At 72.6% G+C, this 22,764-nt stretch carries 17 protein-coding genes; 12 read left to right on the forward strand and 5 right to left on the reverse strand.

Annotated features, from left to right (window positions below; all coding sequences use genetic code 11):
• Window positions 1-248: 248 nt before the first annotated feature.
• The 9 genes from DCI01S_RS06580 (at window position 249) to proB (ending at window position 13,032) form a co-directional block, all read left to right on the forward strand.
• The gene (locus DCI01S_RS06580; protein ID WP_061228478.1) at window positions 249-2,960 is read left to right on the forward strand and encodes a valine--tRNA ligase; all 2,712 of its coding nucleotides are present in this window, start codon (window positions 249-251) and stop codon (window positions 2,958-2,960) included.
• On the forward strand, window positions 2,957-4,555 hold the full coding sequence (folC, locus tag DCI01S_RS06585) for a bifunctional tetrahydrofolate synthase/dihydrofolate synthase (RefSeq protein WP_174521534.1): 1,599 nt from the start codon (window positions 2,957-2,959) through the stop codon (window positions 4,553-4,555). Before DCI01S_RS06580 ends, folC begins: the two co-directional genes overlap by 4 nt.
• A complete protein-coding gene (locus DCI01S_RS06590; protein WP_007628951.1) occupies window positions 4,552-4,965 on the forward strand; it encodes a DUF4233 domain-containing protein in 414 nt (137 codons plus the stop codon). Before folC ends, DCI01S_RS06590 begins: the two co-directional genes overlap by 4 nt.
• A 51-nt stretch (window positions 4,966-5,016) precedes the next feature.
• Window positions 5,017-5,427: a nucleoside-diphosphate kinase gene (gene ndk, locus DCI01S_RS06595; protein ID WP_061228479.1), complete on the forward strand. Its 411-nt coding sequence runs from the start codon at window positions 5,017-5,019 to the stop codon at window positions 5,425-5,427.
• Window positions 5,428-5,757: 330 nt separating this feature from the next.
• Window positions 5,758-9,438, forward strand: a complete 3,681-nt coding sequence (locus DCI01S_RS06600; protein WP_061228480.1) for an Rne/Rng family ribonuclease — start codon at window positions 5,758-5,760, stop codon at window positions 9,436-9,438.
• A gap of 242 nt (window positions 9,439-9,680) precedes the next feature.
• The gene (gene rplU / locus DCI01S_RS06605) at window positions 9,681-9,986 is read left to right on the forward strand and encodes a 50S ribosomal protein L21 (protein WP_007626967.1); all 306 of its coding nucleotides are present in this window, start codon (window positions 9,681-9,683) and stop codon (window positions 9,984-9,986) included.
• Between the two features lie 69 nt (window positions 9,987-10,055).
• Entirely contained in the window at window positions 10,056-10,319 is a 264-nt protein-coding gene (rpmA, locus tag DCI01S_RS06610) for a 50S ribosomal protein L27 (RefSeq protein ID WP_007626965.1), read from the forward strand.
• A 140-nt stretch (window positions 10,320-10,459) separates the two neighbouring features.
• The gene (gene obgE / locus DCI01S_RS06615; RefSeq protein ID WP_061228481.1) at window positions 10,460-11,920 is read left to right on the forward strand and encodes a GTPase ObgE; all 1,461 of its coding nucleotides are present in this window, start codon (window positions 10,460-10,462) and stop codon (window positions 11,918-11,920) included.
• Window positions 11,917-13,032, forward strand: a complete 1,116-nt coding sequence (proB, locus tag DCI01S_RS06620) for a glutamate 5-kinase (protein WP_061228482.1) — start codon at window positions 11,917-11,919, stop codon at window positions 13,030-13,032. The genes obgE and proB overlap by 4 nt, the downstream gene beginning before the upstream one ends.
• A gap of 73 nt (window positions 13,033-13,105) precedes the next feature.
• Here proB and DCI01S_RS06625 read toward each other — a convergent pair whose 3' ends face one another.
• The 3 genes from DCI01S_RS06625 to DCI01S_RS06635 form a co-directional block, all read right to left on the reverse strand.
• On the reverse strand, window positions 13,106-13,729 hold the full coding sequence (locus DCI01S_RS06625; RefSeq protein ID WP_061228483.1) for a carbonic anhydrase: 624 nt from the start codon (window positions 13,727-13,729) through the stop codon (window positions 13,106-13,108).
• An 82-nt stretch (window positions 13,730-13,811) separates the two neighbouring features.
• Window positions 13,812-14,699, reverse strand: a complete 888-nt coding sequence (locus DCI01S_RS06630; RefSeq protein WP_174521535.1) for a Sir2 family NAD-dependent protein deacetylase — start codon at window positions 14,697-14,699, stop codon at window positions 13,812-13,814.
• Window positions 14,700-15,503 (reverse strand): MBL fold metallo-hydrolase, encoded by an 804-nt coding sequence (locus tag DCI01S_RS06635; RefSeq protein WP_061228484.1) that lies wholly within the window; start codon window positions 15,501-15,503, stop codon window positions 14,700-14,702.
• 23 nt (window positions 15,504-15,526) lie between these two features.
• Here DCI01S_RS06635 and DCI01S_RS06640 point away from each other — a divergent pair, with 23 nt between their 5' ends.
• Window positions 15,527-16,279 (forward strand): AAA family ATPase, encoded by a 753-nt coding sequence (locus DCI01S_RS06640; RefSeq protein WP_244881668.1) that lies wholly within the window; start codon window positions 15,527-15,529, stop codon window positions 16,277-16,279.
• A 17-nt stretch (window positions 16,280-16,296) separates the two neighbouring features.
• The gene (locus DCI01S_RS06645; protein WP_156482551.1) at window positions 16,297-18,117 is read left to right on the forward strand and encodes an FAD-binding dehydrogenase; all 1,821 of its coding nucleotides are present in this window, start codon (window positions 16,297-16,299) and stop codon (window positions 18,115-18,117) included.
• A 33-nt stretch (window positions 18,118-18,150) separates the two neighbouring features.
• Here the strand turns inward: DCI01S_RS06645 and DCI01S_RS06650 are convergent, their stop codons facing one another.
• Window positions 18,151-19,311 carry a calcium/sodium antiporter gene (locus DCI01S_RS06650; protein WP_061228486.1) on the reverse strand — a complete coding sequence of 387 codons (1,161 nt, stop codon included), beginning with the start codon at window positions 19,309-19,311 and terminating at the stop codon, window positions 18,151-18,153.
• A gap of 118 nt (window positions 19,312-19,429) precedes the next feature.
• Window positions 19,430-21,607: a RecQ family ATP-dependent DNA helicase gene (locus DCI01S_RS06655; protein ID WP_061228487.1), complete on the reverse strand. Its 2,178-nt coding sequence runs from the start codon at window positions 21,605-21,607 to the stop codon at window positions 19,430-19,432.
• Window positions 21,608-21,677: 70 nt separating this feature from the next.
• Between DCI01S_RS06655 and DCI01S_RS06660 the strand changes: the two genes are divergently transcribed.
• Window positions 21,678-22,700 (forward strand): serine hydrolase domain-containing protein, encoded by a 1,023-nt coding sequence (locus tag DCI01S_RS06660; protein ID WP_167349549.1) that lies wholly within the window; start codon window positions 21,678-21,680, stop codon window positions 22,698-22,700.
• Window positions 22,701-22,764 lie beyond the last annotated feature (64 nt).

The following is a 22,764-nucleotide window of genomic DNA, read 5'->3' on the forward strand; positions in this document are numbered from 1 at the left end:
CGTGCGGGCACCCGGCCATGCCCGCGGCCCCGGCGGCGGCGCTCACGGCGAAGGCTGCCCGCAGGAACCCGCGCCTCCCCAGTCCGCGTTCCAGCGTCTCCGCCGCGTGATGTCCGGTGTGCTCCATGGTGGGTTCCTTCTGCAGACGATGTTCTCCGACAGCGACGCGCAGAAAGCCACGTGTCCGGTGTGTCGAACCGGTTTCACCGTGTTTCGGGCGAGTTCGGAGGACGGCCTAAGATGGCCGGGTGACCACTCCAGCCGCTTCCCCTCCGAACGCCGACCGCGCGGACGCCCTGCCAGCCTCCTGGAACCCAGGTGAGGTGGAGGCCGAGCTGTATCAGCGCTGGGTGGACGCCGGCTACTTCGAGGCCGACGCATCCAGCGGCAAGCCCGCGTACTCGGTAGTCCTACCCCCGCCAAACGTCACCGGCAGTCTGCACATGGGCCACGCGCTCGACCACACCCTCATGGACGTGCTCACCCGGCGCAGGCGCATGCAGGGGTACGAGGTGCTGTGGCTGCCCGGCATGGATCACGCCGGCATCGCGACGCAGACCCTGGTGGACCGGAAGCTCCGCGACGAGGGGATCGACCGGCACGAGATCGGTCGTGAGGCCTTCATCGAGAAGGTCTGGGAGTGGAAGCGTGAGTCCGGCGGCACGATCGGCGAGCAGATGCGCCGCCTCGGCGACGGCGTGGACTGGTCGCGCGAGCGGTTCACCCTCGACGAGGGCCTGTCCCGGGCCGTCCAGACGATCTTCAAGGAACTCTACGACCAAGGGCTGATCTACCGCGCGGAGCGACTGGTCAACTGGTCGCCCACGCTGCAGACCGCGATCTCCGACATCGAGGTCAAGTACTCCGACGTCGAGGGCGAGCTGGTCAGCTTCCGATACGGCTCGATGGACGACTCCGAGCCGCACCTGGTCGTGGCCACGACCCGTCTCGAGACCATGCTCGGCGACACCGCGATCGCCGTCCACCCGGACGATGAGCGCTACGCGCATCTGGTGGGCACCGAGATCCCGCATCCGTTCCGCGACGGCTGGACCATGCGTGTGGTCGCCGACGACTACGTGGACCCGGAGTTCGGCACGGGTGCCGTCAAGGTCACGCCGGCACACGACCCCAACGACTTCGCCATCGGCCAGCGTCACGGGCTCGAGATGCCCACGATCATGGACGCCACCGGCCACATCACGGGCACCGGCACCCGCTACGACGGCATGGACCGTTTCGAGGCACGTGCGGCGGTCCGCGAGGACCTGGCGGCGCAGGGGCGGATCGTCAAGGAGGTCCGGCCCTACCTGCACTCGGTCGGTCACTCGGAGCGGTCCGGGGAGCCGATCGAGCCGCGCCTGTCGCTGCAGTGGTGGGTCCGCGTCGAGGAACTGGCGAAGATGGCCGGCGACGCGGTCCGCGACGGCGACACGGTGATCCACCCGACGAGCCAGGAACCGCGGTGGTTCGACTGGGTCGACGACATGCACGACTGGTGCATCTCGCGCCAGCTGTGGTGGGGCCACCGGATCCCGATCTGGTACGGGCCCGACGGCGAGGTGGTGTGCGTGGGCCCCGACGAGGAGCCGCCCGCCGGGTACACGCAGGAGGCCGACGTCCTCGACACGTGGTTCTCCTCCGCGCTGTGGCCGTTCTCCACGATGGGCTGGCCCGAGCGCACCGCCGACCTCGAACGCTTCTACCCGACGTCGGTGCTGGTCACCGGCTACGACATCCTGTTCTTCTGGGTGGCGCGGATGATGATGTTCGGCACGTTCGTGGGCCGCCGGCTCGGCGGCGACAAGGCCGCGCCCGGCACGGTCCCGTTCACCGACGTGTTCCTCCACGGGCTGGTCCGTGACGAGCACGGTCAGAAGATGTCCAAGTCCAAGGGCAACGGTATCGACCCGTTGGACTGGGTCGACCGTTTCGGCGCGGACGCACTGCGGTTCACGCTGGCGCGAGGCGCGCACCCCGGCGGCGACCTGTCCGTCGGCGACGACTCCGCGCAGGCCTCGCGCAACTTCGCCACCAAACTCTTCAACGCCACCCGCTTCGCGCTCATGAACGGCGCGAAGGTCGGTCCGGTGCCCGACGCCGCGGATCTCACCGACGCCGACCGGTGGATCCTGCACCGTCTGGGGCAGGTGCGGGAGACCGTCGACGAGGCGTTGGAGCGCTACGAGTTCTCCAAGGCGTGCGAGGCCCTCTACCACTTCGCGTGGGACGAGGTCTGCGACTGGTATCTCGAGCTCGCGAAGGTCCAGTTCGGGAACGACGACGAGTCCCGCGCCTCCGAGCGGGCCGAGCGGACGAGGCTCGTACTGGGCCACGTCCTGGACGTGCTGCTGCGGATGCTGCACCCGGTGATCCCGTTCGTCACCGAGACCCTCTGGACCGCCCTCACCGGCGGTGAATCGCTCGTGATCGCGCCGTGGCCGACCGACGTGGTCCCGGCCGACGACGCCTCGGACGCGGTGCGGCGGGTGGGCGACGCCCAGACGCTGGTCACGGAGATCCGCCGGTTCCGCTCGGATCAGGGCCTCAAGCCCGGTCAGCGCGTGCCGGCGCGTATCGGTGGCGTCGACGGCGCGGACCTGCCGGCCGACCTGCTCGACCAGGTGGCCTCGCTCGCCCGCCTCACGCCGGCCGCGGACGACTTCACCGCCACGGCGTCGCTCGAGGTCCGGCTCGGCCTGTCGACGGTGGACGTCGAGATCGACACGTCGGGGACGATCGACCTCGCCGCCGAGCGGCGTCGCCTGGAGAAGGATCTCGCGGCGGCCCACAAGGAACTCAAGACCACGGGCGCCAAGCTCGGCAACGAGGCGTTCCTGGGCAAGGCGCCTGACCACGTCGTCGACAAGATCCGTGCCAGGCGTGACCTGGCGGAGGCCGAGGTCGCCCGGATCACCGCCCGGCTCGAGACGATGCCGGCGGGGAGTGGCTCCGCGTGAGTGACCGCAAGTGGCTCCCGCCCCACGATCCGGAGGAGGGATGGGACACCCCGACCGAGGAGGACGTCGCCGAGATGCTCGGCGAGGACGGGCTCGTGTCGGGCGTACCACTGGGCGGGCCCATCCCGGGGGACGAGGAGAGCGACGGTGACGACCACCTGCCGCCGCGCCCGATCCCCGAGGTGGGCAGCCCCGAGTGGCAGGCCGACACGGCCGAGCTCGCGGCGGTCGAGGAGAACCTGGCCACCCGCTGGCCCGAGTCCCGCCTCGAGCCGAGCCTGGACCGGATCGCCGAGCTGACCTCGATCCTCGGCGACCCACAGCACGCCTACCCCGTGGTGCACGTCGCCGGGACGAACGGCAAGACGTCGGTCACCCGGATGATCGACGCGCTGCTCCGGGCGCTCCACCAGCGCACCGGGCGCAACTCCAGCCCGCACCTGCAGAGCGTCACCGAGCGCATCGCGATGGACGGCGAGCCGATCACGGCGCGGACCTTCGTCGACACCTACCGTGAGCTGCAGCCCTACTTCGACCTGGTCGACCAGCGGTCCGAGGAGGCGGGCGGCCCGCGGATGAGCTACTTCGAGGTGCTCACAGCGATGGCGTTCGCCGCGTTCGCCGACGCTCCCGTCGACGTCGCGGTGATCGAGACGGGGATGGGCGGGACCTGGGACGCCACCAACGTCGTGCGGCCGGCCGTCTCCGTCATCACCCCCGTCGGCCTGGACCACACCGAGTACCTCGGCGAGGACCTCGCGACGATCGCGGGGGAGAAGGCCGGGATCATCCAGCCGGGACCCTCCGACGACCTGCTGCCGCGGGACCCGGTCGCCGTGATCGGCCGCCAGGAGCCCGAGGCCATGGAGGTGCTGATCCGCCGCGCGGTCGAGGTCGGCGCGGTCGTCGCGCGCCTCGGTTCCGAGTTCGATGTCGTGGAGCGGCGTCTCGCCGTGGGCGGACAGCAGCTAACCCTGCGCGGGCTCGGCGGCGAGTACCCCGAGGTGTTCCTGCCCCTGTTCGGCGAGCACCAGGCCGAGAACGCGGCGACCGCCCTGGCCGCGGTCGAGGCGTTCTTCGGAGCCGGGCCCGACAGGGCGCTAGATCCGGAACTCGTCCGCGCCGGCTTCGCCGCGGTCGACAACCCGGGCCGTCTCGAACGGCTCAGCTCCAGCCCCACCGTCCTGGTGGACGCGGCCCACAACGGCCATGGGGGTCGCGCGCTCGCCGAGGCCGTCACCTCGGAGTTCGACTTCAAGCGGCTGGTCGCCGTGGTCGCCATGCTCGACGGCAAGGACGCCGACGCCTTCCTCGCGGCGCTGGAGCCCGTGGTCGAGGAGGTCGTCGTCACCCGCTCGGCGTCACCGCGCGCGATGGAACTCGACGAGTTGGCCCGGATCGCGGAGGAGCGGTTCACCGCGCAGCGCGTCCACGTGGTGGACACCCTGCCCGACGCGGTCAGCGCCGCCCTGGATCTCGTGGGCGTCCCGGACCCCACCGCGGACGACGACGTCTCCGGAGTCGGCGTCCTCGTCACCGGCTCCGTGGTGACCGCCGGTGCCGCCCGCAGTCTGTTCGGAAAGGACGCACAGTGACCGACCCGACCCCCGGACCCCGGGGCACCGCACACGAGCCGTCGGTGGACCCGTGGAAGGGCCTGCGGGGCATCATGGCGGGGACCCTGGTGCTCGAGGCGATCGTCATCGGCCTGGTGCTCACGGTGATCGCACGGCTCGACGACGGCGCGCACTTCCAACCGTGGAAGGTGTGGTTCGTCAGTCTGCTGGCGATCGCGATGCTCGTGGCCAGCGGACTCCAGCGCAAACCCTGGGCGATCCCGATGAATCTGACCCTCGCGGCCCTGGCCGTGGCGGGATGGGCCGTGCACTGGTCGATGGGCGTCTCCGGCCTGTTGTTCGCGACCGTGTGGGCGTACATCCTGTTCCTGCGCCGCGACCTCGCGGGACGGATGGCCGGGGGATACCTGCCCAGTCAGCACGACTGAGCGGCCCCGCCGGGCGGCCCCTGCCGTGTGTGTGCTTGTAGCATTGCCGCCGTGACCGAGAGAACCTTCTTCCTCATCAAGCCCGACGGAGTCGAGCGCAGCCTGACCGGCACCATCCTGTCCCGTATCGAGGCCAAGGGACTCAGGATCGTGGCCATGGACATGCGGCGGGTGCCGCGGGAGACCGCGGCCGAGCACTACGCGGAGCACGCCGAGCGTCCGTTCTACGGCGACCTGCTCGAGTTCATCACCTCCGGTCCCGTCGTCGCCGGCGTCCTCGAGGGGCCCCGCGCGATCGCGGCGTGGCGGCAACTCGCGGGTGGCACCGATCCCGTCGAGAAGGCTGCCCCGGGCTCCATCCGCGGCGACTTCGGCCTCGAGACCCAGCTGAACCTCGTCCACGGTTCGGACTCCGAGGAGTCGGCGGCGCGCGAGATCGCGCTCTGGTTCCCTGCTCTGTAGTTCCCGTCGCCCCTGCAGCGCCAACGCTGCCCACGCGCCCGTCGGCCCCCGGCCCGACGGGCGCGTCGCCATTTCGTGGTGCCCGGACGGCGACGTGCCCGCGCCCGGTGTGGGAGAATGGTCGAAGCCCATCCTGGCGAGTGGACCACCAGTCCGCCCCGGAACGGGCGCCCGCCACCCGCGGCCCGGTTCGTCCCGGTACCGCGGACCACAAGACGTTGCCCCGCCACGGCGGGGCCGAGACCAGAAGACGCCCGACCCCGTGCGGCGGCGTGGGTCACCGGTTTCCCGGTGACGTGATCGCGCCCGGAGTCCGGCCGGAGGAGACACGTGTCGGATCCGAACCTGACCATCGACGACCTCGCCGCGCTGCCCGAGAGGATGCGCGCGCACGCCGCGGCCAAGGCCGTGGGCATGACCAGCAAGGAGTTCCTGGCCGCCATGGCCGGGATCGGGGTGGAGATCAAGAGCGCCCAGTCCGGCGTGACCCGCGACATGCTGCTGACCTGGTTCAACAGCCGTTCCGACGCGGCGGAGGCTCCAGCCGCGAAGAAGGCCCCGGCCCGCAAGACCGCCGCGAAGAAGGCCGCGGCGAAGAAAGCCCCAGCGCGCGAGGACGCCGCCGAGGCGACGGGAGTGGACGTGGCCCCCGCCGAGGGGGAGACGGCCGATACCCGATCCGCCCGGAAGGCGCCCGCCCGGAAGAGCCCGGCGCGCAAGACCACCGCCGAGAAGACCGCCGAGAAGGCCACCGCGGCGGAGAAGAGCGCCGCGAGGACCGCCGACGACAACGTCCCGGCCGAGGACACCCGCTCGGATGCCGCCCGCACCGGGGGTGGGAAGACCGACGCGAGGAACCGGCCGCCGCTGCCGGAAATCGCGATCGTCACCGGCGAGGTCGGCGCCGCCGAGCCCGGGAACCGCCGCCGTCGCTCCACCGCGACCCCCTCGTTCTCCCCCCTGTTCCTCTCTCCCGAGGACACCGCCGCGGCCACCGAGAGGTCCGACTCGGCAGCGAAGTCGGACTCCACGGCGCCGTCCGACTCGGCCACGCGGTCCGACCCCACTGCCCAGCCCGATTCCACCGAACAGTCCGACTCCGGTGAGGGCGGAACCCGTCGTCGTCGGCGTGGCCGTCGGGGCCGCGGCCGCGGGCGCGGTGAGGGCGGCGACGAGCAGAACGGCCAGGACACCACCTCCGGTCCGGACGCGGGTGCCGCCGGATCCGACGACGCGACCGGTGACGACGCCAACGACGCCGACGACCGCACCGCCGCCGCCACGGCGTCCTCCGGAGACGCCGACGGCGCAGACGCGTCCGACGACGCCGCGACGGCCGCCCGCGGGACCGGCCGCGACCGCTCCGACGACGCCGCGGACCGGACGGCCGACGACGCCGACGGGCAGGACGAGTCCGGAGACGACGACGCGGACGAGTCCGACGACTCCTCGGGCGCCCCGTCGGGCTCGAGGAGGCGTCGCCGTCGTCGTCGTCGTGGTGGGGGTTCCGGCGCCGACGACGCCCAGACCTCCAGCGACGACCCGCCCCACACCGAGGTTCACGAGCGCGACCCACGCCGCCGCACCGGGCGCGCGGGACAGGGCTCCGGCACGTCCTCCGACGAGGTCCAGGGCATCACCGGCTCGACCCGACTCGAGGCCAAGCGCCAGCGTCGACGCGACGGCCGTGAGGCCGGCCGTCGCCGCCAGCCGATCCTGTCCGAGGCCGAATTCCTCGCCCGCCGCGAGGCCGTGGACCGCGTCATGGTGGTCCGCGAGAAGCAGCGCACCGACGGCAAGGGCCTCATGACCCAGGTCGGCGTCCTCGAGGACAAGGTGCTCGTCGAGCACTTCGTCACCACCGAGTCCGCCCGCTCGATGGTCGGCAACGTCTACCTCGGCCGCGTGCAGAACGTCCTGCCCAGCATGGAGGCGGCGTTCGTCGACATCGGACGCGGCCGCAACGGCGTGCTCTACGCCGGCGAGGTCAACTGGGAGGCCGCCGGCCTCGGCGGAAAGGCCCGGCGGATCGAGCAGGCCCTCAAGTCCGGCGACATGGTGTTGGTCCAGGTGACCAAGGACCCCGTCGGGCAGAAGGGCGCCCGCTTGTCGACCCAGATCTCGCTGGCCGGCCGGTTCCTCGTCTACGTCCCCGACGGCAACTCCACCGGCATCTCGCGCAAGCTGCCCGACACCGAGCGGCGCCGCCTGAAGGGGATCCTCAAGGAGGTCGTCCCCGAGGGCTCCGGCGTCATCATCCGCACCGCGGCCGAGGGCGTCAGCGCCGAGGAGATCGGTCGCGACGTCGAGCGGCTCGCCGCGCAGTGGACCGAGATCTCCGAGGCGGCCGCCAAGCGCACCGAGTCCGGTTCCGGCACGCCCGTCGCGCTGTACGAGGAGCCCGATCTGCTGGTCAAGGTCGTCCGCGACCTGTTCAACGAGGACTTCTCCAAGCTCGTCATCCAGGGCGAGACGTCCTGGAACACGGTCCACGGCTACGTCTCACGTGTGGCGCCCGAGATGGTCGACCGGCTCGAACGCCACGACAACCCCGACGTGGACGTGTTCGCCACCCACCGGGTCGACGAGCAGCTGGCCAAGGCGCTCGACCGCAAGGTGTGGCTGCCCTCCGGTGGCTCCCTGGTGATCGACCGCACCGAGGCCATGACCGTCATCGACGTCAACACCGGCAAGTACACCGGCTCCGGCGGCAACCTCGAGGAGACCGTCACCAAGAACAACCTCGAGGCCGCCGAGGAGATCGTCCGCCAGCTGCGCCTGCGGGACGTGGGCGGCATGGTGATCATCGACTTCATCGACATGGTCCTCGAGGCGAACCGCGACCTCGTGCTGCGCCGCCTCACCGAGGCCCTCGGCCGCGACCGCACCCGCCATCAGGTCTCCGAGGTCACCTCGCTCGGCCTTGTCCAGCTCACCCGGAAGAAGCTGGGCACCGGTCTGGTCGAGGCGTTCTCCACGCCGTGTGAGCACTGCCAGGGTCGCGGTCTGATCGTCCACGCCGACCCCCTCCACACCGAGTCGCACAACGCCGACGAGCCGGGCGCCAAGCGCGGCCGTCGTCGTGGCGGCAACGGCAACGGTAAGGGCAACGGCGAGTCCGACAGCGCCTCGCCCAAGCAGGCACCGCGCAAGGACGGCCCCGCGCCGGCCGCGCACCCGGCCGCGCTGGCGATCGCCCGGCAGAACGCCGAGGCCGGCGCCGGCGGGACCGATTCGGCGGATTCGAAGACCGTCGAAGCCGCCGAGGCCGCCGCGCCCGTCGTGGTGGCCGCCCCGCCGGCCGAGGCCGGTACAGACGAGTCCGATGCCCCGGCGGCGACGTCGGCGGCAGAGGCCGCGGCCCCGTCGGCGGCAGAGGCCGCGGCCCCGTCGGCGGCGGACGCGGCGACGACGGCGGTGGCGACCTCTGCTGCGGACGAGGGCGAGACCGCTCCCGCAGCGGCCCCCGAGGCGGGGGTGGCGGACTCCGCCGACGCCGCCGGGGTCACCCGGCCCGCGCGTCGGCGCCGCGCGTCGCGACGGGCGGCGAGCAACGCTCCAGCCCCGGAGACCGCCGCCGCGGACTCCGCCGCGAAGGAGGTCGTCGAGACGCCACAGGCCGAGTCCGCAACGGTGGCCGAGGCGGAGGAGATCGTGGACGAGGTCGAGTCCGCGACGTCGGGGGGTGGGGCCTCAGCCAGCACGTCCGCCGACGCCACGTCCGCCGACGCGGCGACCACCGGTGCCACGTCCGGCCGGCGGCCCCGTCGCCGGTCGACCCGTCGCGAGGCGGGTGCCGCCACAGCGGACTCCGCGGCGGCCACGAGCGCGGCCGGCGCCGCCACGGCCGCCACGGAGATCCCTGCGGCTCCGGCGGCATCGGTCGAACCCCCGGCCGGGGTCGAGGCCGCGCCGCTCGCGCAGACGCCGACCGCCGTGGTCGCCGAGCCGCGCAGGCGCCCCGCGAGGCGACGCGCGACCCGGTCGACGACGGCTCCCACGAGCGACTGAGAGACCGGGCCGCGTGTCCGGCGGCACGGTCGGTTTGACCTGCTGCGCCGCCGGACCGTAACCTTGACAGGTCGCTCGTCGCGGCGCTATGTCGCCGCGCGAGGAGTCGCGGGCCCGGTCCACACGGACCGGCGTGGCCGACGACCTCCGACCGGCGTGAGCCGGCGAGCATGAGAGAACACCGCACACCAGGTGCGGTCGCCCCGGCGGCCGCACACCCGAGAAGCAAGGGGAAGCCCTCGATGTACGCGATCGTCAAGACCGGCGGCAAGCAGTACAAGGTCGCCGAAGGGGACCAGGTCAAGGTCGAGAAGATCGAGGGCGAGGCCGGAACCTCCGTGTCGCTGTCCCCGATCCTCGTGGTGGACGGCTCGGCCGTCACCTCCGACGCCGACGCCCTGGCCAAGGTCACCGTCTCCGGCGAGATCGTCGAGCAGACCAAGGGTCCGAAGATCCGGATCCACAAGTTCAAGAACAAGACCGGGTACCACAAGCGTCAGGGCCACCGTCAGAAGCTGACGGTCGTCAAGATCACCGGTATCAAGTAATCCGTCACCGGCCGCCAAGGCCACCAGCTCAGCGCCCTCGGGCGTGCTCCCTGAAGGAGGGACTCGGACATGGCAAGCAAGAAGGGCGCGTCCAGCACCCGTAACGGTCGTGACTCCAACGCGCAGCGTCTCGGCGTCAAGCGCTTCGGTGGCCAGGAGGTCAACGCCGGCGAGATCCTGGTGCGCCAGCGCGGCACCAAGTTCCACCCGGGCGTGAACGTCGGCCGCGGCGGCGACGACACCCTGTTCGCCCTCTCCGCCGGTGCGGTGGAGTTCGGCACCAAGCGCGGCCGCAAGACCGTGAACATCGTGCCGGCCGGCGCCGAGGCCTGAGCCTCCCAGCCGACCGAACCACACGTGAATCGCCCTCGGGGGCCGGGCGGGGTCTGATCGACCCCACACCCGGCCCCCGAGAGTATTTGCGGCAGCACCACCCGATCCACCGTCGTCCGTCACCAGGAGGAGTCCCCACCATGTCGAGATTCGTCGACCGCGTCGTCCTCCACCTCGCGGCGGGGGACGGCGGCCGCGGCTGCACCTCCGTGCACCGCGAGAAGTTCAAACCGCTCGGCGGCCCCGACGGCGGCAACGGCGGCGACGGCGGTGACGTCGTGCTCGTCGTGGACCCGCAGGTCCACACCCTGCTCGACTTCCACTTCCGGCCCCACGCCCGCGCCGGCAAGGGCCAGCCCGGCATGGGTTCCCACCGCAACGGCGCCCAGGGCGCCGACCTCGTGCTCCCGGTCCCGCCCGGCACGGTCGTGCTGGACGAGAACGGTGAGGTCCTCGCGGACCTCGTCGGCGCCGGCACCCGGTTCGTCGCAGCCGAGGGCGGAAAGGGCGGTCTCGGCAACGCGGCCCTGGCGTCCCGTGCGCGTAAGGCGCCCGGCTTCGCCCTGCTGGGCGAGCCCGGCGAGGTCCGCGACGTCACGCTCGAGCTCAAGTCGATGGCCGACGTCGGACTCGTGGGCTTCCCGTCCGCCGGCAAGTCCTCCCTCGTCTCGGTGCTCTCCGCGGCCAAGCCCAAGATCGCCGACTACCCGTTCACGACCCTGGTGCCCAACCTAGGGGTGGTCTCGGTCGGCGACGACACCTTCACGATCGCCGATGTACCCGGCCTCATCCCCGGTGCCAGCGAGGGCCGCGGTCTCGGCCTGGACTTCCTACGCCACATCGAACGCACCGCCGTCCTGGCCCACGTCGTCGACTGCGCCAACCTTGAGTCCGACCGCGACCCTGTCTCCGACGTGGACGCCCTCGAGGCGGAGCTCGCCGCGTACCGGTCAGAACTGTCCGACGCCGGGATCGGCGACCTGTCCGACCGGCCCCGCGTGGTGGTGCTCAACAAGATCGACGTCCCCGCCGCGGCCGACATGGCCGAGATGGTCCGCGAGCAGTTCGAGGCCCGGGGGTGGCCCGTGTACGCCATCTCCGCGGTCGCCCACAAGGGCCTCGACGAACTCCGCTTCGGGCTCTACGAGCTGGTGAAGGCTCACCGGAAGGCCAACCCGCCCGCCGCGCCCGAGCGGATCGTCATCCGGCCCAAGGCCGTGGACGCGGGCGAGTTCGACGTCCGCCCCGACCCCGCCTCTCCCGGCGACTTCGTCGTCACCGGCACCAAGCCCGAGCGGTGGATCCGTCAGACCGACTTCGAGAACGACGAGGCCGTGGGCTTCCTCGCCGACCGCCTCGCCCGGATCGGCGTGGAGGACGCGCTCATCAAGGCCGGCGCCGAGGAGGGCTGCACGGTCACGATCGGCGACGTCTCGTTCGAGTGGGAGCCGCAGACCCCGGCCGGCGTCGACCTCATGCGCACCGGCCGCGGCACGGACATCCGACTCGAGTCCGACGAGCGTGTGGGCGCCGCCGAGCGCAAGTACCGCAAGCGCGTGCGCCGCGGCCTCATCGACCCGGACGAGGAGATCCTGGAGTGACCACCGAGCGCGAGCTGCGCCGTCGCATCGGCACGGCCCGCCGCGTGGTGGTCAAGATCGGTTCGTCCGCGATCACCAGCTTCCACGGCGGGATCCGGCGCGCCGAACTCGACACCCTGGCGGACGTCTGCCAGACGCGCATGACCGGCGGATCGGACGTGTTCGTGGTGTCCTCGGGCGCGATCGGCGCCGGGATGGCCCCGTTGGGCATGACCACCCGGCCCGCCACATTGTCGGCCAAGCAGGCCGCCGCGAGCGTCGGGCAACTCGAACTGGCGCGCGCGTGGGGTGACTCGTTCGCCCGCTACGACCGGGTGGTGGGACAGGTGCTGCTCACCGCCGCCGACATCGGCCGCCGGGACAGCGCCGCCAACGCGCAACGCACCCTCGACCGCCTGCGCACCCTGCGGGCGGTGCCGGTCATCAACGAGAACGACACCGTCGCGACCAACGAGATCCGCTTCGGCGACAACGACCGGCTGGCGGCCCTGGTCGCCCACCTCATCAGCGCCGACGCGCTCATCCTGCTCTCGGACGTCGACGCCCTCTACGACTCCGACCCCCGCAAGGGCGATGCGACCGCGGTGACGATGGTCGGCGGCGAGGGGGACCTCGACGGCGTGGTGGCCGGCGCCGGGGGATCGCTCGGGACCGGCGGCATGGCCTCCAAGCTCGCGGCCGCCCGCCTGGCCGCCGACGCGGGGATCCCGGTCCTGCTCACCTCCGCGGAGCGGGCGGCCGAGGCGCTCGCCGCCGAGCCGACCGTGGGGACGGTCTTCGCGGCCCGCCCCGAGCGGATGACCGCCCGCCGTTTCTGGGTCCGCCATGCCGCCGATGCGCGGGGCGCGGTGCTGCTCGACGACGGCGCCGTGCGCGCGGTGACGGGCTCGCGTCGGTCGCTGCTGCTCGCCGGGGTCACGGGCGTTGACGGGCTGTTCCACTTCGGCGACGTCATCGAGCTCCACGACTCCGACGGGCGGGTCGTGGCCCGGGGCATCGCGCAGTACGACTCGATCGAGGTCCGATCCCGGCTCGCCGAGCGGCAGTCCGGGACGGGCGCCGCCGGCCAGGGGCGGCCGCTGGTGCACGCGGACGATCTCGTCGCCGTCTGAGCGCGGACCCCACCGCGCCGGGCTGCCGAGCCGCCGCGAGCCGGGCCGCCGGTCCGCGCGCGCCGCGGAGGGATCAGCCCCCGTTGACCGCGCCCTCGGTGTGGACCGGTGTGACGGTCCCCGCCTCGAGGTTGTAGATCGCGCCGACGATCGCCGTGCGGCCCTCGGTGATCGCGCGGTCGACGGCCGCGGACTTCTCGCGGATCGCGGTGACCGTCTGCCGGACGTTCTCGATCACCACGTCGTCGTACCCGGCATCCGGGTCGCGCCGCGCCTCGAACACGGCCGGGGCGATGCGCTCGACCACGTCGCGCAGGTAGCCCGACGGGGTCGAGTGGGAGTCGACCGCGGTGATGGTGGCGCCGACCGCGCCGCACGAGGTGTGCCCCAGCACGAGGGTCAGCGGGATGCCGAGCACGTCGACGCCGAACTCGATCGAGCCCAGGACGGAGGGGTCGACGATGTGGCCGGCGTTGCGGATGACGAACAGGTCACCCAGGCCCTGGTCGAACACGACCTCGGCGGGCACGCGCGAGTCGGCGCAGCCGAAGACCATGCCGAACGGGTGCTGCTCGCCTGTGAGCTCGGCGCGGCGGGCGGGATCCTGGTGTGCGTGGAGGCTGGCGCCGTCGACGTAGCGACGGTTGCCGGTGAGGAGTCGGTCCAGCGCGGCGGCGGGGCTCAGATCTGTGCTCATGGTTCCAGTGTGCGCCTGTGGCGGCCCGCACAGCGACCGCACCCCGGGGTCCGGGCGGGCGGTGCTGGCCGTCGCCCGCGGTCTACGCGCCCAGCGCCCGGTCGACGCGGGTGAGGACCTCGACGCAGTCGCCGTCGATCGTGAGGGTGGCCTCGTCGTGCGCGCGGGTGCGGCCGCGGTTGACCACCGCGACGGGCGTACCGGTGGTCACCGCGCGCCGCACGAACCGGTAGCCGGAGCGCACCGTGAGTGACGAGCCGACGACGACGACGAGGTCGGACCCGTCCACCAGGGAGTTGGCCTCCTGCACGCGGTGCGCGGGGACGTTCTCGCCGAAGTAGACGATGTCGGGCTTGAGCACCCAGGAGCAGCGCGGGCAGTCCACCATCCGGAAGTCGGCGGTGTCGGTGAGGACGGCGTCGGCGTCCGGCGCGACCTCGATCGCACCGCGGGTCGCGACGCGTTCGGCGAAGCCGGGGTTGAGCCGGTCCAGCTGCTCGTGCAGGGCCCACCGGCTCTGGCGGAGCCCGCAGTCGAGGCACGTGACCACCGCGTAGGTTCCGTGCAGGTCGACCAGCCGCCGGCTGCCGGCCTTGAGGTGCAGCAGGTCCACGTTCTGCGTGATGACGCCCGTGACGGTGCCGCGCCGTTCCCACTCGGCGAGCAGCAGGTGCGCGGCATTGGGGCGGGCGGCCTCCATGTGCCGCCAGCCCAGGTGGTTGCGGGCCCAGTAGTGACGGCGGAACGCGGGGTCACCGACGAACTGCTGGTAGGTCATCGGCGTGCGACCCGGTGAGTCGGGCCCGCGGTAGTCGGGGATGCCCGAGGGCGTGGAAATGCCCGCGCCGGTGAGGACGACAGCGCGGCGGCCGCGCATCAGGTCCGCCAGGGCGTCGGCGCGCTCGGGCAGGTCGGCGTCCGGCCGGGTGCGCTCGGCCGGTGTCCAGGCGGTGTCGCGGACGCGGACCATCTACAGGCCCCCGGGTCCCGAGGGGTCGTGCGCGCACACCACGTCCAGGGTGTCGGCGCGGCGAGCGGCCAACCCGGCGAGTCGGGCGTGAGTGACCGTGACCGCGGCCGGCTCCAGGGCCATGGCGCGTTCGGCGACCGGGACCCACGCCGGCACCCGGCCCGCCGAGCCGACCTGGCCCCGGTGGTAGAAGGCATCACCGGCGTGGAGGACGTCCTTGTCGTCGTCGACACCGCCGTCTCCGGGCGCGGACGGGCCCCCGCCGCGCCCCGGCACGAACACCCCCCCGTGCCCGACGGCGTGACCCGGCAGGTCCACGAGCAGCATCCCCTCGGCGACATGGTCCAGGGGGTGCACCCGGAAGCCCTCCCACCGGTCGGTGCCGAACGAGTACTCGGTGAAGCGCGGTCCGTGCGCCCACTGGCGGCGGCGGTACCGCCGACGCTCCAGGAAGCGCGGCGTGCGCACCGCCCACGTGAGGGCCTGCGCCGAGACGTGCACCTGCGCGTCGGGGAAGTCGGCGAGGCCGCCGATGTGGTCGAGATCCAGGTGGGTGAGCACGATGTGCCGCACGTCCCGCGGATCCAGGCCCATGGCCTCGATGCGGCGGACCGCCGTCTCGCGCTCGCGCAGCGCCGGGCGCAGGACGTGGCGCGCGGCGCCGAGGCGACCGGCCGGGTCGGCGATGTCCGCCGACCCGATCCCCGAGTCCACCAACACGAGACCGCCCGGCGCCTCGAGCAGCAGCACGCGCGTGGGGGCCAGACCCGCGAACGTCCCGCAGTTCATCTGGTGGATCCGCATGAGGGCAACGGTACCGTGGCCGGGTGAGCCGAGACCGTGTCCTGGACCCGCGCCCCGTGGTCCGCGTGACCGCCGACCCCGAGGTGGCGGCCGCGGTGGTCGGGCCCGGGGCGGAGGAGTCCCCGTGGCCGTACTCGATCCCGGCGGTCGCGCAGCTCCTGCGCGACGGGCTCGAGCTGGACGATCTCACCGTGCTGGTCGGCGAGAACGGCGCCGGCAAGTCGACGGTCGTCGAGGCCGTCGCCATGGCGTTCGGTCTGGGAGCCGAGGGCGGGTCCGTCCACGGCCGGGACGTCACATGGCGGTCGGAGTCGCCCTTGAACTCGGACCTGCGCCTGGTCCGCGGGGGAGCCGCGTCCCGGTGGGGCTACTTCCTGCGCGCCGAGACCATGCACGGCATGTTCACCTACCTGCAGTCCTCGGGCCCCGAGCGGGATTTTCACTCGCGCAGCCACGGCGAGGCGTTCTGGGACATCCTCACCACCTCCCGGTTCGACGGCGGCGGCCTGTTCGTCCTGGACGAACCGGAGGCGGGCCTGTCGTTCGACGCGCAGCTCCGACTGGTGGCGCTGCTGCTCGAACTGGCCGACCGACACGGCGCGCAGGTGCTCATGGCGACCCACTCGCCGATCCTCGCCTCGGTCCCCGGCGCCGCGGTGTACGAGCTCTCCGACGAGGGGATGCACCGGGCGCGATGGGAGGACCTGGCGATGGTCGACCACTACCGGCGTTACCTCGACGCGCCCGAGCGATACCTGCGCCACCTGCTGGAGTGACCGGGCACACTGGACCCATGACCAGTTCCGCGTCCCGTTCCGCACGCACCACCGGCGAGGCCCGGCCCGTCCGCCCCGTCTACCCGTCGTGGCAGCCGCCGTCGACGTCCCGCGCCGCCAACGCCGGACCTCTGCCCGCGCCCGAGCCGGGCTTCGCCCCGGACGTCATCGTGGTGGGGCACGGCCTGGCCGGCCTCGTGGCGACCTACGAGGCGACGCGCGCGGGCAAGAAGGTGCTGGTGGTGGACCAGGAGAGCGAGAAGAACCTCGGCGGGCAGGCGTTCTGGTCCCTCGGCGGGCTCTTCCTCGTGGACACCCCGGAGCAGCGGCGGATCGGCATCAAGGACTCGCTCGAACTCGCGTGGCGGGACTGGCTCGGCTCGGCCGCGTTCGACCGCCCCGAGGACCACTGGCCACGGCAGTGGGCGCGTGCGTACGTCGAGTTCGCCGCGGGGGAGAAGCGGCGGTACCTGCACGACCTGGGGTTGCGGATCATCCCCACCGTCGGCTGGGCCGAGCGTGGCGGCGGCGACGTGAACGGGCACGGCAACTCCGTCCCTCGCTTCCACGTGGCGTGGGGGACCGGGCCCGAGGTGGTCCGCGTCTTCGAGGAACCCGTCCGCGATGCCGCCCGCGCCGGCCTGGTCCGCTTCGCGGTGCGCCACCGGGTGGACGAGATCGTGGTGGAGGACGGCCGCGCCGTGGGCGTGCGGGGCGCGACACTGGCGCCCTGCGACTACGACCGCGGCGTCGCGTCCCCCCGGGAGGAGACCGGGGAGTTCGAGTTCCGGGCGAAGGCCGTGCTGCTGGCCTCCGGGGGCATCGGCGGCAACCCCGACCTGGTGCGGAAGTACTGGCCCGCCGACCGGCTCGGCGACGTGCCGAAGGACCTCATCGTGGGTGTGCCCGAGCACGTGGACGGGCGGGTGCTGGAGATCTCCGCACGGTCCGGTGCGAACCTCATCAACCGGGACCGCATGTGGCACTACACCGAGGGCGTGGCCCACTTCGCGCCCGTGTGGCCCTCGCACGCGATCCGCATCATCCCGGGACCGTCCACCCTGTGGCTCGACGCGAACGGCGACCGGATGCCCGTGCCGTTGTTCCCGGGCTTCCACACCACGGCGTCCATCGAGGCGATCCGCCGAGCCGGCCAGGACTACTCGTGGTTCATCCTCGACTCGGCGATCGCCGGCAAGGAGTTCATCCTCTCCGGCTCCGAGCAGAACCCCGAGCTGACCGACAAGAGCATCCGGAAGTTCGCGTCCAAGGCGGGCAGCGGCCTTCCCCCGTCGATCGCCGACTTCACCGAGAAGGGCGTCGACTGGGTGGTGGCGGACACGCTCGAGGAGATGGTCGCCGGCATGAACTCGCTGCTGCGGGATGGCGAGCCGGAGCTGGACGTGGAGAAGGTGCGGGAGTTCGTCCTGGCGATGGACGGGCAGATGGACAATCCGTTCGCCAAGGACGCCCAGGTGCAGGCGATCCACAACTCGCGGCGCGTGCTCACCGACAAGCTCACCCGCCTGGCCAAGCCGCACCGCCTGCTCGCCGACTCCGGCCCGGGCAAGGGCTCGGCCGCCGGCTCGGGTGGCCCGCTGATCGCGGTGAAGGCGCACCTCATGACGCGCAAGACCCTCGGCGGGATCGAGACGACGCTCGACTCGCAGTGCCTCACTCCCGCCGGCGAGCCGTTCCCGGGGCTGTACGCCGCCGGCGAGGTCGCGGGATTCGGCGGTGGCGGCGTCCACGGCTACAACTCGCTCGAGGGCACGTTCCTCGGCGGGTGCATCTTCTCCGGCCTGAGGGCCGGCCGGGCGATGGCGCGGGAGGTCTGAGCCGTCCGGCGGCCGATGCGGGGCCGCCTCCCCTCAACCGCCCTCGCGGCCGCCGTCGTCTCTCGCGACGGGCCGGCCGCGGGCCTGACCGCGTCCCCGCCGGACACCGAGTTCGTAGGTGGCCAATACGATCAGCCACAGCGCGGTGACGGGGATGACGAACCAGAGCATGGCGGCGCTGAACGGATCCAACGCGTCGTGGTCGGCGGCCTGCAGCACCACGTAGGCGACGTACGCGGCGTAGAACCCCGCGAAGAGCAGTCCCTCCCACCGCTTGATCGCCATCCCGGTGAAGGCGATCGGAAGCAGAGCCATCGAGACGGCGAGCATGATCGGCAGGTCGAAGCGGATGGCCCCTTGGGCGACCCCGATCGGCGTGATGAGCGAGGTCATTCCGAGAACCGCGCCGATGTTGAACATGTTGCTTCCGACGATGTTGCCGATGGCGAGGTCGCGTTCGCCGCGGATCGCCGCCACGAGGCTCGTGGCGAGTTCCGGGAGGGAGGTGCCGATGGCCACCACCGTGAGACCGATGACCAGGTCACTCATCCCCCAGGCCGACGCGAGATCACTGGCCGCGGTGACGAGTAGCCGTGCCCCGATCACGAGCAGCGCCACCCCGGCGATCACGAGAGCGCTGTTGAGGAGGACCGGGTGCGAGGTGTCGCCGCCGGTAGGCGTCGTCTCGCCCGCGCTGTCACCGGCCGGGGCGTCCAATGCCTCGGTGGCGCGGTCTCCATCCTGTTTGCGCGCGATGACGATCGTCGCGGTCGTATAGGTCACGAGGCCGGCGAACAGCAGCAGACCGTCGAGGAAGCTGATCGTGCCGTCGAGAGCCACCAGAAGCACGACCAGAGAGAACAGCACCATGATGGGGATGTCGACTCGCACGATCCGGGACGTCGCCACGAGAGGGGCGACGATCGCGGTCATCCCCAGGATGAGCAGAATGTTCGCGATATTGCTGCCCACGACGTTGCCGACGGCCAATCCCGGGTATCCACTCAGCGCGGCATCGACGCTCACCGCGAGTTCCGGCGCCGAGGTGGCGAACGCGACAACGGTGAGTCCCACCACCAGCGGGGAGATCTTGAAAACGGCGGCCAGACCGCCAGCGCCCCGCACCAGCACTTCACCGCCGCCGATGAGCAGCACGAAACCTAGCGCCAGGGCGGCCACCGTCAGGACGCTCATGACTGGTCAGACCGGGTCGTGGAGGAGTCCGGCCGAGCCGTAGGAGACAGTCTCGTCGAAGTGACCATGCTTCGACGATTCCATGCCGGCGCCCACCCTGTCGACCACCGGCGGTCGCCTAACCCGCGGTGACGACGGCCAGGGGCAGGACCGCGGAGGCCCCGGACTCCCGCAGGTGGCGCGCCGCCTCGGTGACCGTCCAGCCCGTGCCGAGCACGTCGGTGACCAGCAGGACCGGCCCGTTCGGGGGCGTGGCAGGGCCGGAGAACGTGCCCCATAGCTGCGCCACGCGGTAGGCCGAGTTCTGCGCGGTCACCGGCGGCAGCGCCGGGTCGCGGGTGAGCTCGCCGAGCGGCTCCATGCGCCCCATCCGCGCCAGCGCGTCGGCGAGGCCCCCGACGAGCTGCGGGTGCTCCCCGGTGACCAGGGCGACGACCCCGGTGGGCCGCTCGGTCCAGCCCCACTCGCGCAGGACCGGCACGCAGGCGCGGGCCAGCCACTCGGGCGCGTCCTGATCGGGCTCGGCGAGCAGCGCCCGCAGCTTCTGTCCCAGACCGAGGTCGGTGAGACGCGCGAGGGCCCGGCCCTCGGCGGGACCGTCGGTGATCTTGCCCTTGAGCGGCACGTCGAGCTTGGCCAGGCCCGTGGGCCACTGCCGGCGGGGCGGCAGTACCACGCCGGGCCGCTCCAGCGCCTCGCGGGCCCGGGTCAGCGCGCCGGAATCGACGTCCGAGGTGCGGCGCTCGCCGGTGCAGTTGTCGCAGCGCCCGCAACCGGGCGACGCCGGGTCGAGGGTGGGGTCGTCGAGCTGCGCGCGCAGGAACTCCATGCGGCAGGAGTCGGTGCGCTCGTAGGCGATCATCGCCTGCTGCTCGGCCTGCCGCGCCTCCGCCAGACCCGCGTAGCGCTCGGCGTCGTAGTGCCACGGCCGCCCGGTGGAGACCCAGCCGCCGCGCACCCGTTGGACCGCGCCGTCCACGTCGAGGACCTTGAGCACCATCTCCAGCCGCGTCCGGCCGAGATCCACGGCCGGCTCCAGAGCCTGCGTCGACTGCGGACGGTCGGGCTCCAGCGCGTCGAGGACCCGCCGCACGACGTCCTCCGGCGGGAAGGCCAGCGACGCGAAGTGGTTCCAGATCGCGCGGTCCTCCGGCCCCGGGAGCAGGACGACCTCGGCTCTGTCGGCCGCGCGCCCTGCGCGGCCGATCTGCTGGTAGTAGGAGATGGGGGAGGGCGGCGCCCCCAGGTGGACGACGAAGCCCAGGTCCGGCTTATCGAAACCCATACCCAGCGCGGAGGTGGCGACCAGCGCCTTGACCTCGTTGTCCAGGAGGGCGCGCTCGAGTTCCTCCCGCTCGCCGGAGTCGGTACGCCCCGTGTACGCGCTGACGCGGTGCCCGGCCGAGGTGAGCAGCTCGGACATGTCCTCGGCGGCGGCGACGGTGAGGCAGTAGACGATCCCGCTGCCGGGCAGCGCGTCGAGATTCTCCACCAGCCACGCCGCGCGCGTCTCGGAGTCGTCGATCGCCACCACCGACAGTCGGAGCGACTCACGGTCCAGCCCGCCGCGGAGGACGAGGGTGTCCGTGGCGGCGGAGTCGTCAGCGGCCGGAGCCTGCTCCGCGAGGCCGCTCACGCCGACGCCGAGCTGCTGGGCGACGTCGCGCACCACGCGGTCGTTGGCCGTGGCCGTGGTGGCAAGGACCGGCACCCCCTCCGGCAGGTCGGCGAGGAGGGTGCGGATCCGGCGGTAGTCGGGCCGGAAATCGTGCCCCCAGTCGGAGACGCAGTGGGCCTCGTCGACCACGACCAGCCCGGCGTCCGCCGCGAGCGCCGGCAGCACGGTGTCGCGGAAATCCGGGTTGTTCAGCCGCTCGGGGCTCACCAACAGCACGTCCACCTCGCCGGCCCGGACGGACGCGCGCACCTCGTCCCACTCGGTCATGTTGGCCGAGTTGATGGTCGCCGCCCGCACCCCGGCCCGGGCCGCCGCCTCGACCTGGTTGCGCATGAGCGCCAACAGCGGCGAGACGATCACCGTGGGACCGGAGCCGAGCTCGCGGAGCAGCCGCGCGGCGATGAAGTACACCGCGGACTTGCCCCAGCCGGTGCGTTGGACCACCAGTGCGCGCCGACGGTCGGCCACCAGCGCCTCGATCGCCGTCCACTGGTCCTCGCGCAGTCGCGCACCCGGGCCCGCGAGGGCCCCGAGCAGCTCGTCGGCGCGCGCCCGCAGGGACGCGGGATCCGCTGCGGTCGGGCTGTCGGGATGGGGACGGTCCGCCGGCGAGGTCATGGGCCCATCGTGCACCACCACTACGACACGAGGGTGCGGCGCCGACCCCGACCGGCGTTAACTGGTGGCCGTGACGAGCGACGGGCGGGGCATAGCGGGACAGGTCGAGCAGGCGGCGGAGCAGCTGGCACACCGGCGGGTGGGGGTGATCGTCGCCGCCGGGCCGCCCGGGGACACTCACGTCGCCGCGCGCGGTGACACTGGTCGGGGAGAGGTCCCCGACGACCACACGCTGTTCGAGATCGGCTCCATCACCAAGACCTTCACCGCCCTGCTGCTCGCCGACGGTGTCGTGTGCGGCCGGTGGCGACTCGATACCCCCGTCCGCGACCTGCTCCCCACCGGCGTCGACGTCCCGGACCACGACGGACGGCAGATCACCCTCCAGCATCTGGCGACCCACACCGCCGGGCTCCCGCGGTCGCCCTCCCGTATCGGCCTCCGCGAGAACCTCTCCTACCTGCGCCGCGGCACGGACCCGTACGCCGACCTCACCGAGCAGGCCGTGCTGGACGGCCTCGGCGGCGTCCGACTCCGCCGCGCCCCGGGGCACGGTAAACCGTCGTACTCGAACCTCGACGCCGGGCTTCTCGGCATCGCGCTGACCACCGCGACCGGCACCGACTTCGGCACGCTCGTCCGCGACCGGATCTGCGCGCCGCTCGGAATGCCCGACACGGTCACCGACGACCTGCTCACCGAGGAGCAGCGGTGCCGCTCCGCGGTGGGTCACCGCAGCCGCGGGCGCCCGGCCGACCCCTGGCCCCTGCCCGGCATCCCCGGCGCAGGCGCACTGCGATCCACGGCCGCCGACCTCACGCGCTACCTCGCCGCGCAGCTCGACCCGTCGCGCACCGCCCTGGCCGACGCCATCCGGCTCACCCACGCGACCCCACCGGGCGGGCCCACGCAGATGGGTCTCGGGTGGCACCGGGCCGGGTCCGGGGTGCTCTGGCACAACGGCGGGACGGGCGGGTTCCGGTCGATCGCCGTCGTCGACCACCTCGGCGGGGTCGCGGCGGCCACCCTCGTGAACCAGACCAGGGGCGCCGACATGACCACCTTCCGACTCCTGCGCCGACTGGGCTCCTGACCCGGCCCGCCCGCCGGCCGCGCGGACCACGTCCTCGTCGTCGTCACCGCCCTCGGCAGCGCCG

It is taken from the genome of Dietzia cinnamea NBRC 102147 (assembly GCF_001571065.1).
Classification (GTDB): domain Bacteria; phylum Actinomycetota; class Actinomycetes; order Mycobacteriales; family Mycobacteriaceae; genus Dietzia; species Dietzia cinnamea.

Bases quoted from the DNA above. Each gene is read 5' to 3' on its own strand.
- rplU (WP_007626967.1), top strand. From the start codon at position 9,681: ATGTACGCGATCGTCAAGACCGGCGGCAAGCAGTACAAGGTCGCCGAA.
- rpmA (WP_007626965.1), top strand. From the start codon at position 10,056: ATGGCAAGCAAGAAGGGCGCGTCCAGCACCCGTAACGGTCGTGACTCC.
- obgE (WP_061228481.1), top strand. From the start codon at position 10,460: ATGTCGAGATTCGTCGACCGCGTCGTCCTCCACCTCGCGGCGGGGGAC.
- DCI01S_RS06625 (WP_061228483.1), bottom strand. From the start codon at position 13,729: ATGAGCACAGATCTGAGCCCCGCCGCCGCGCTGGACCGACTCCTCACC.
- DCI01S_RS06630 (WP_174521535.1), bottom strand. From the start codon at position 14,699: ATGGTCCGCGTCCGCGACACCGCCTGGACACCGGCCGAGCGCACCCGG.
- DCI01S_RS06635 (WP_061228484.1), bottom strand. From the start codon at position 15,503: ATGCGGATCCACCAGATGAACTGCGGGACGTTCGCGGGTCTGGCCCCC.
- DCI01S_RS06645 (WP_156482551.1), top strand. From the start codon at position 16,297: ATGACCAGTTCCGCGTCCCGTTCCGCACGCACCACCGGCGAGGCCCGG.
- DCI01S_RS06650 (WP_061228486.1), bottom strand. From the start codon at position 19,311: ATGAGCGTCCTGACGGTGGCCGCCCTGGCGCTAGGTTTCGTGCTGCTC.
- DCI01S_RS06655 (WP_061228487.1), bottom strand. From the start codon at position 21,607: ATGACCTCGCCGGCGGACCGTCCCCATCCCGACAGCCCGACCGCAGCG.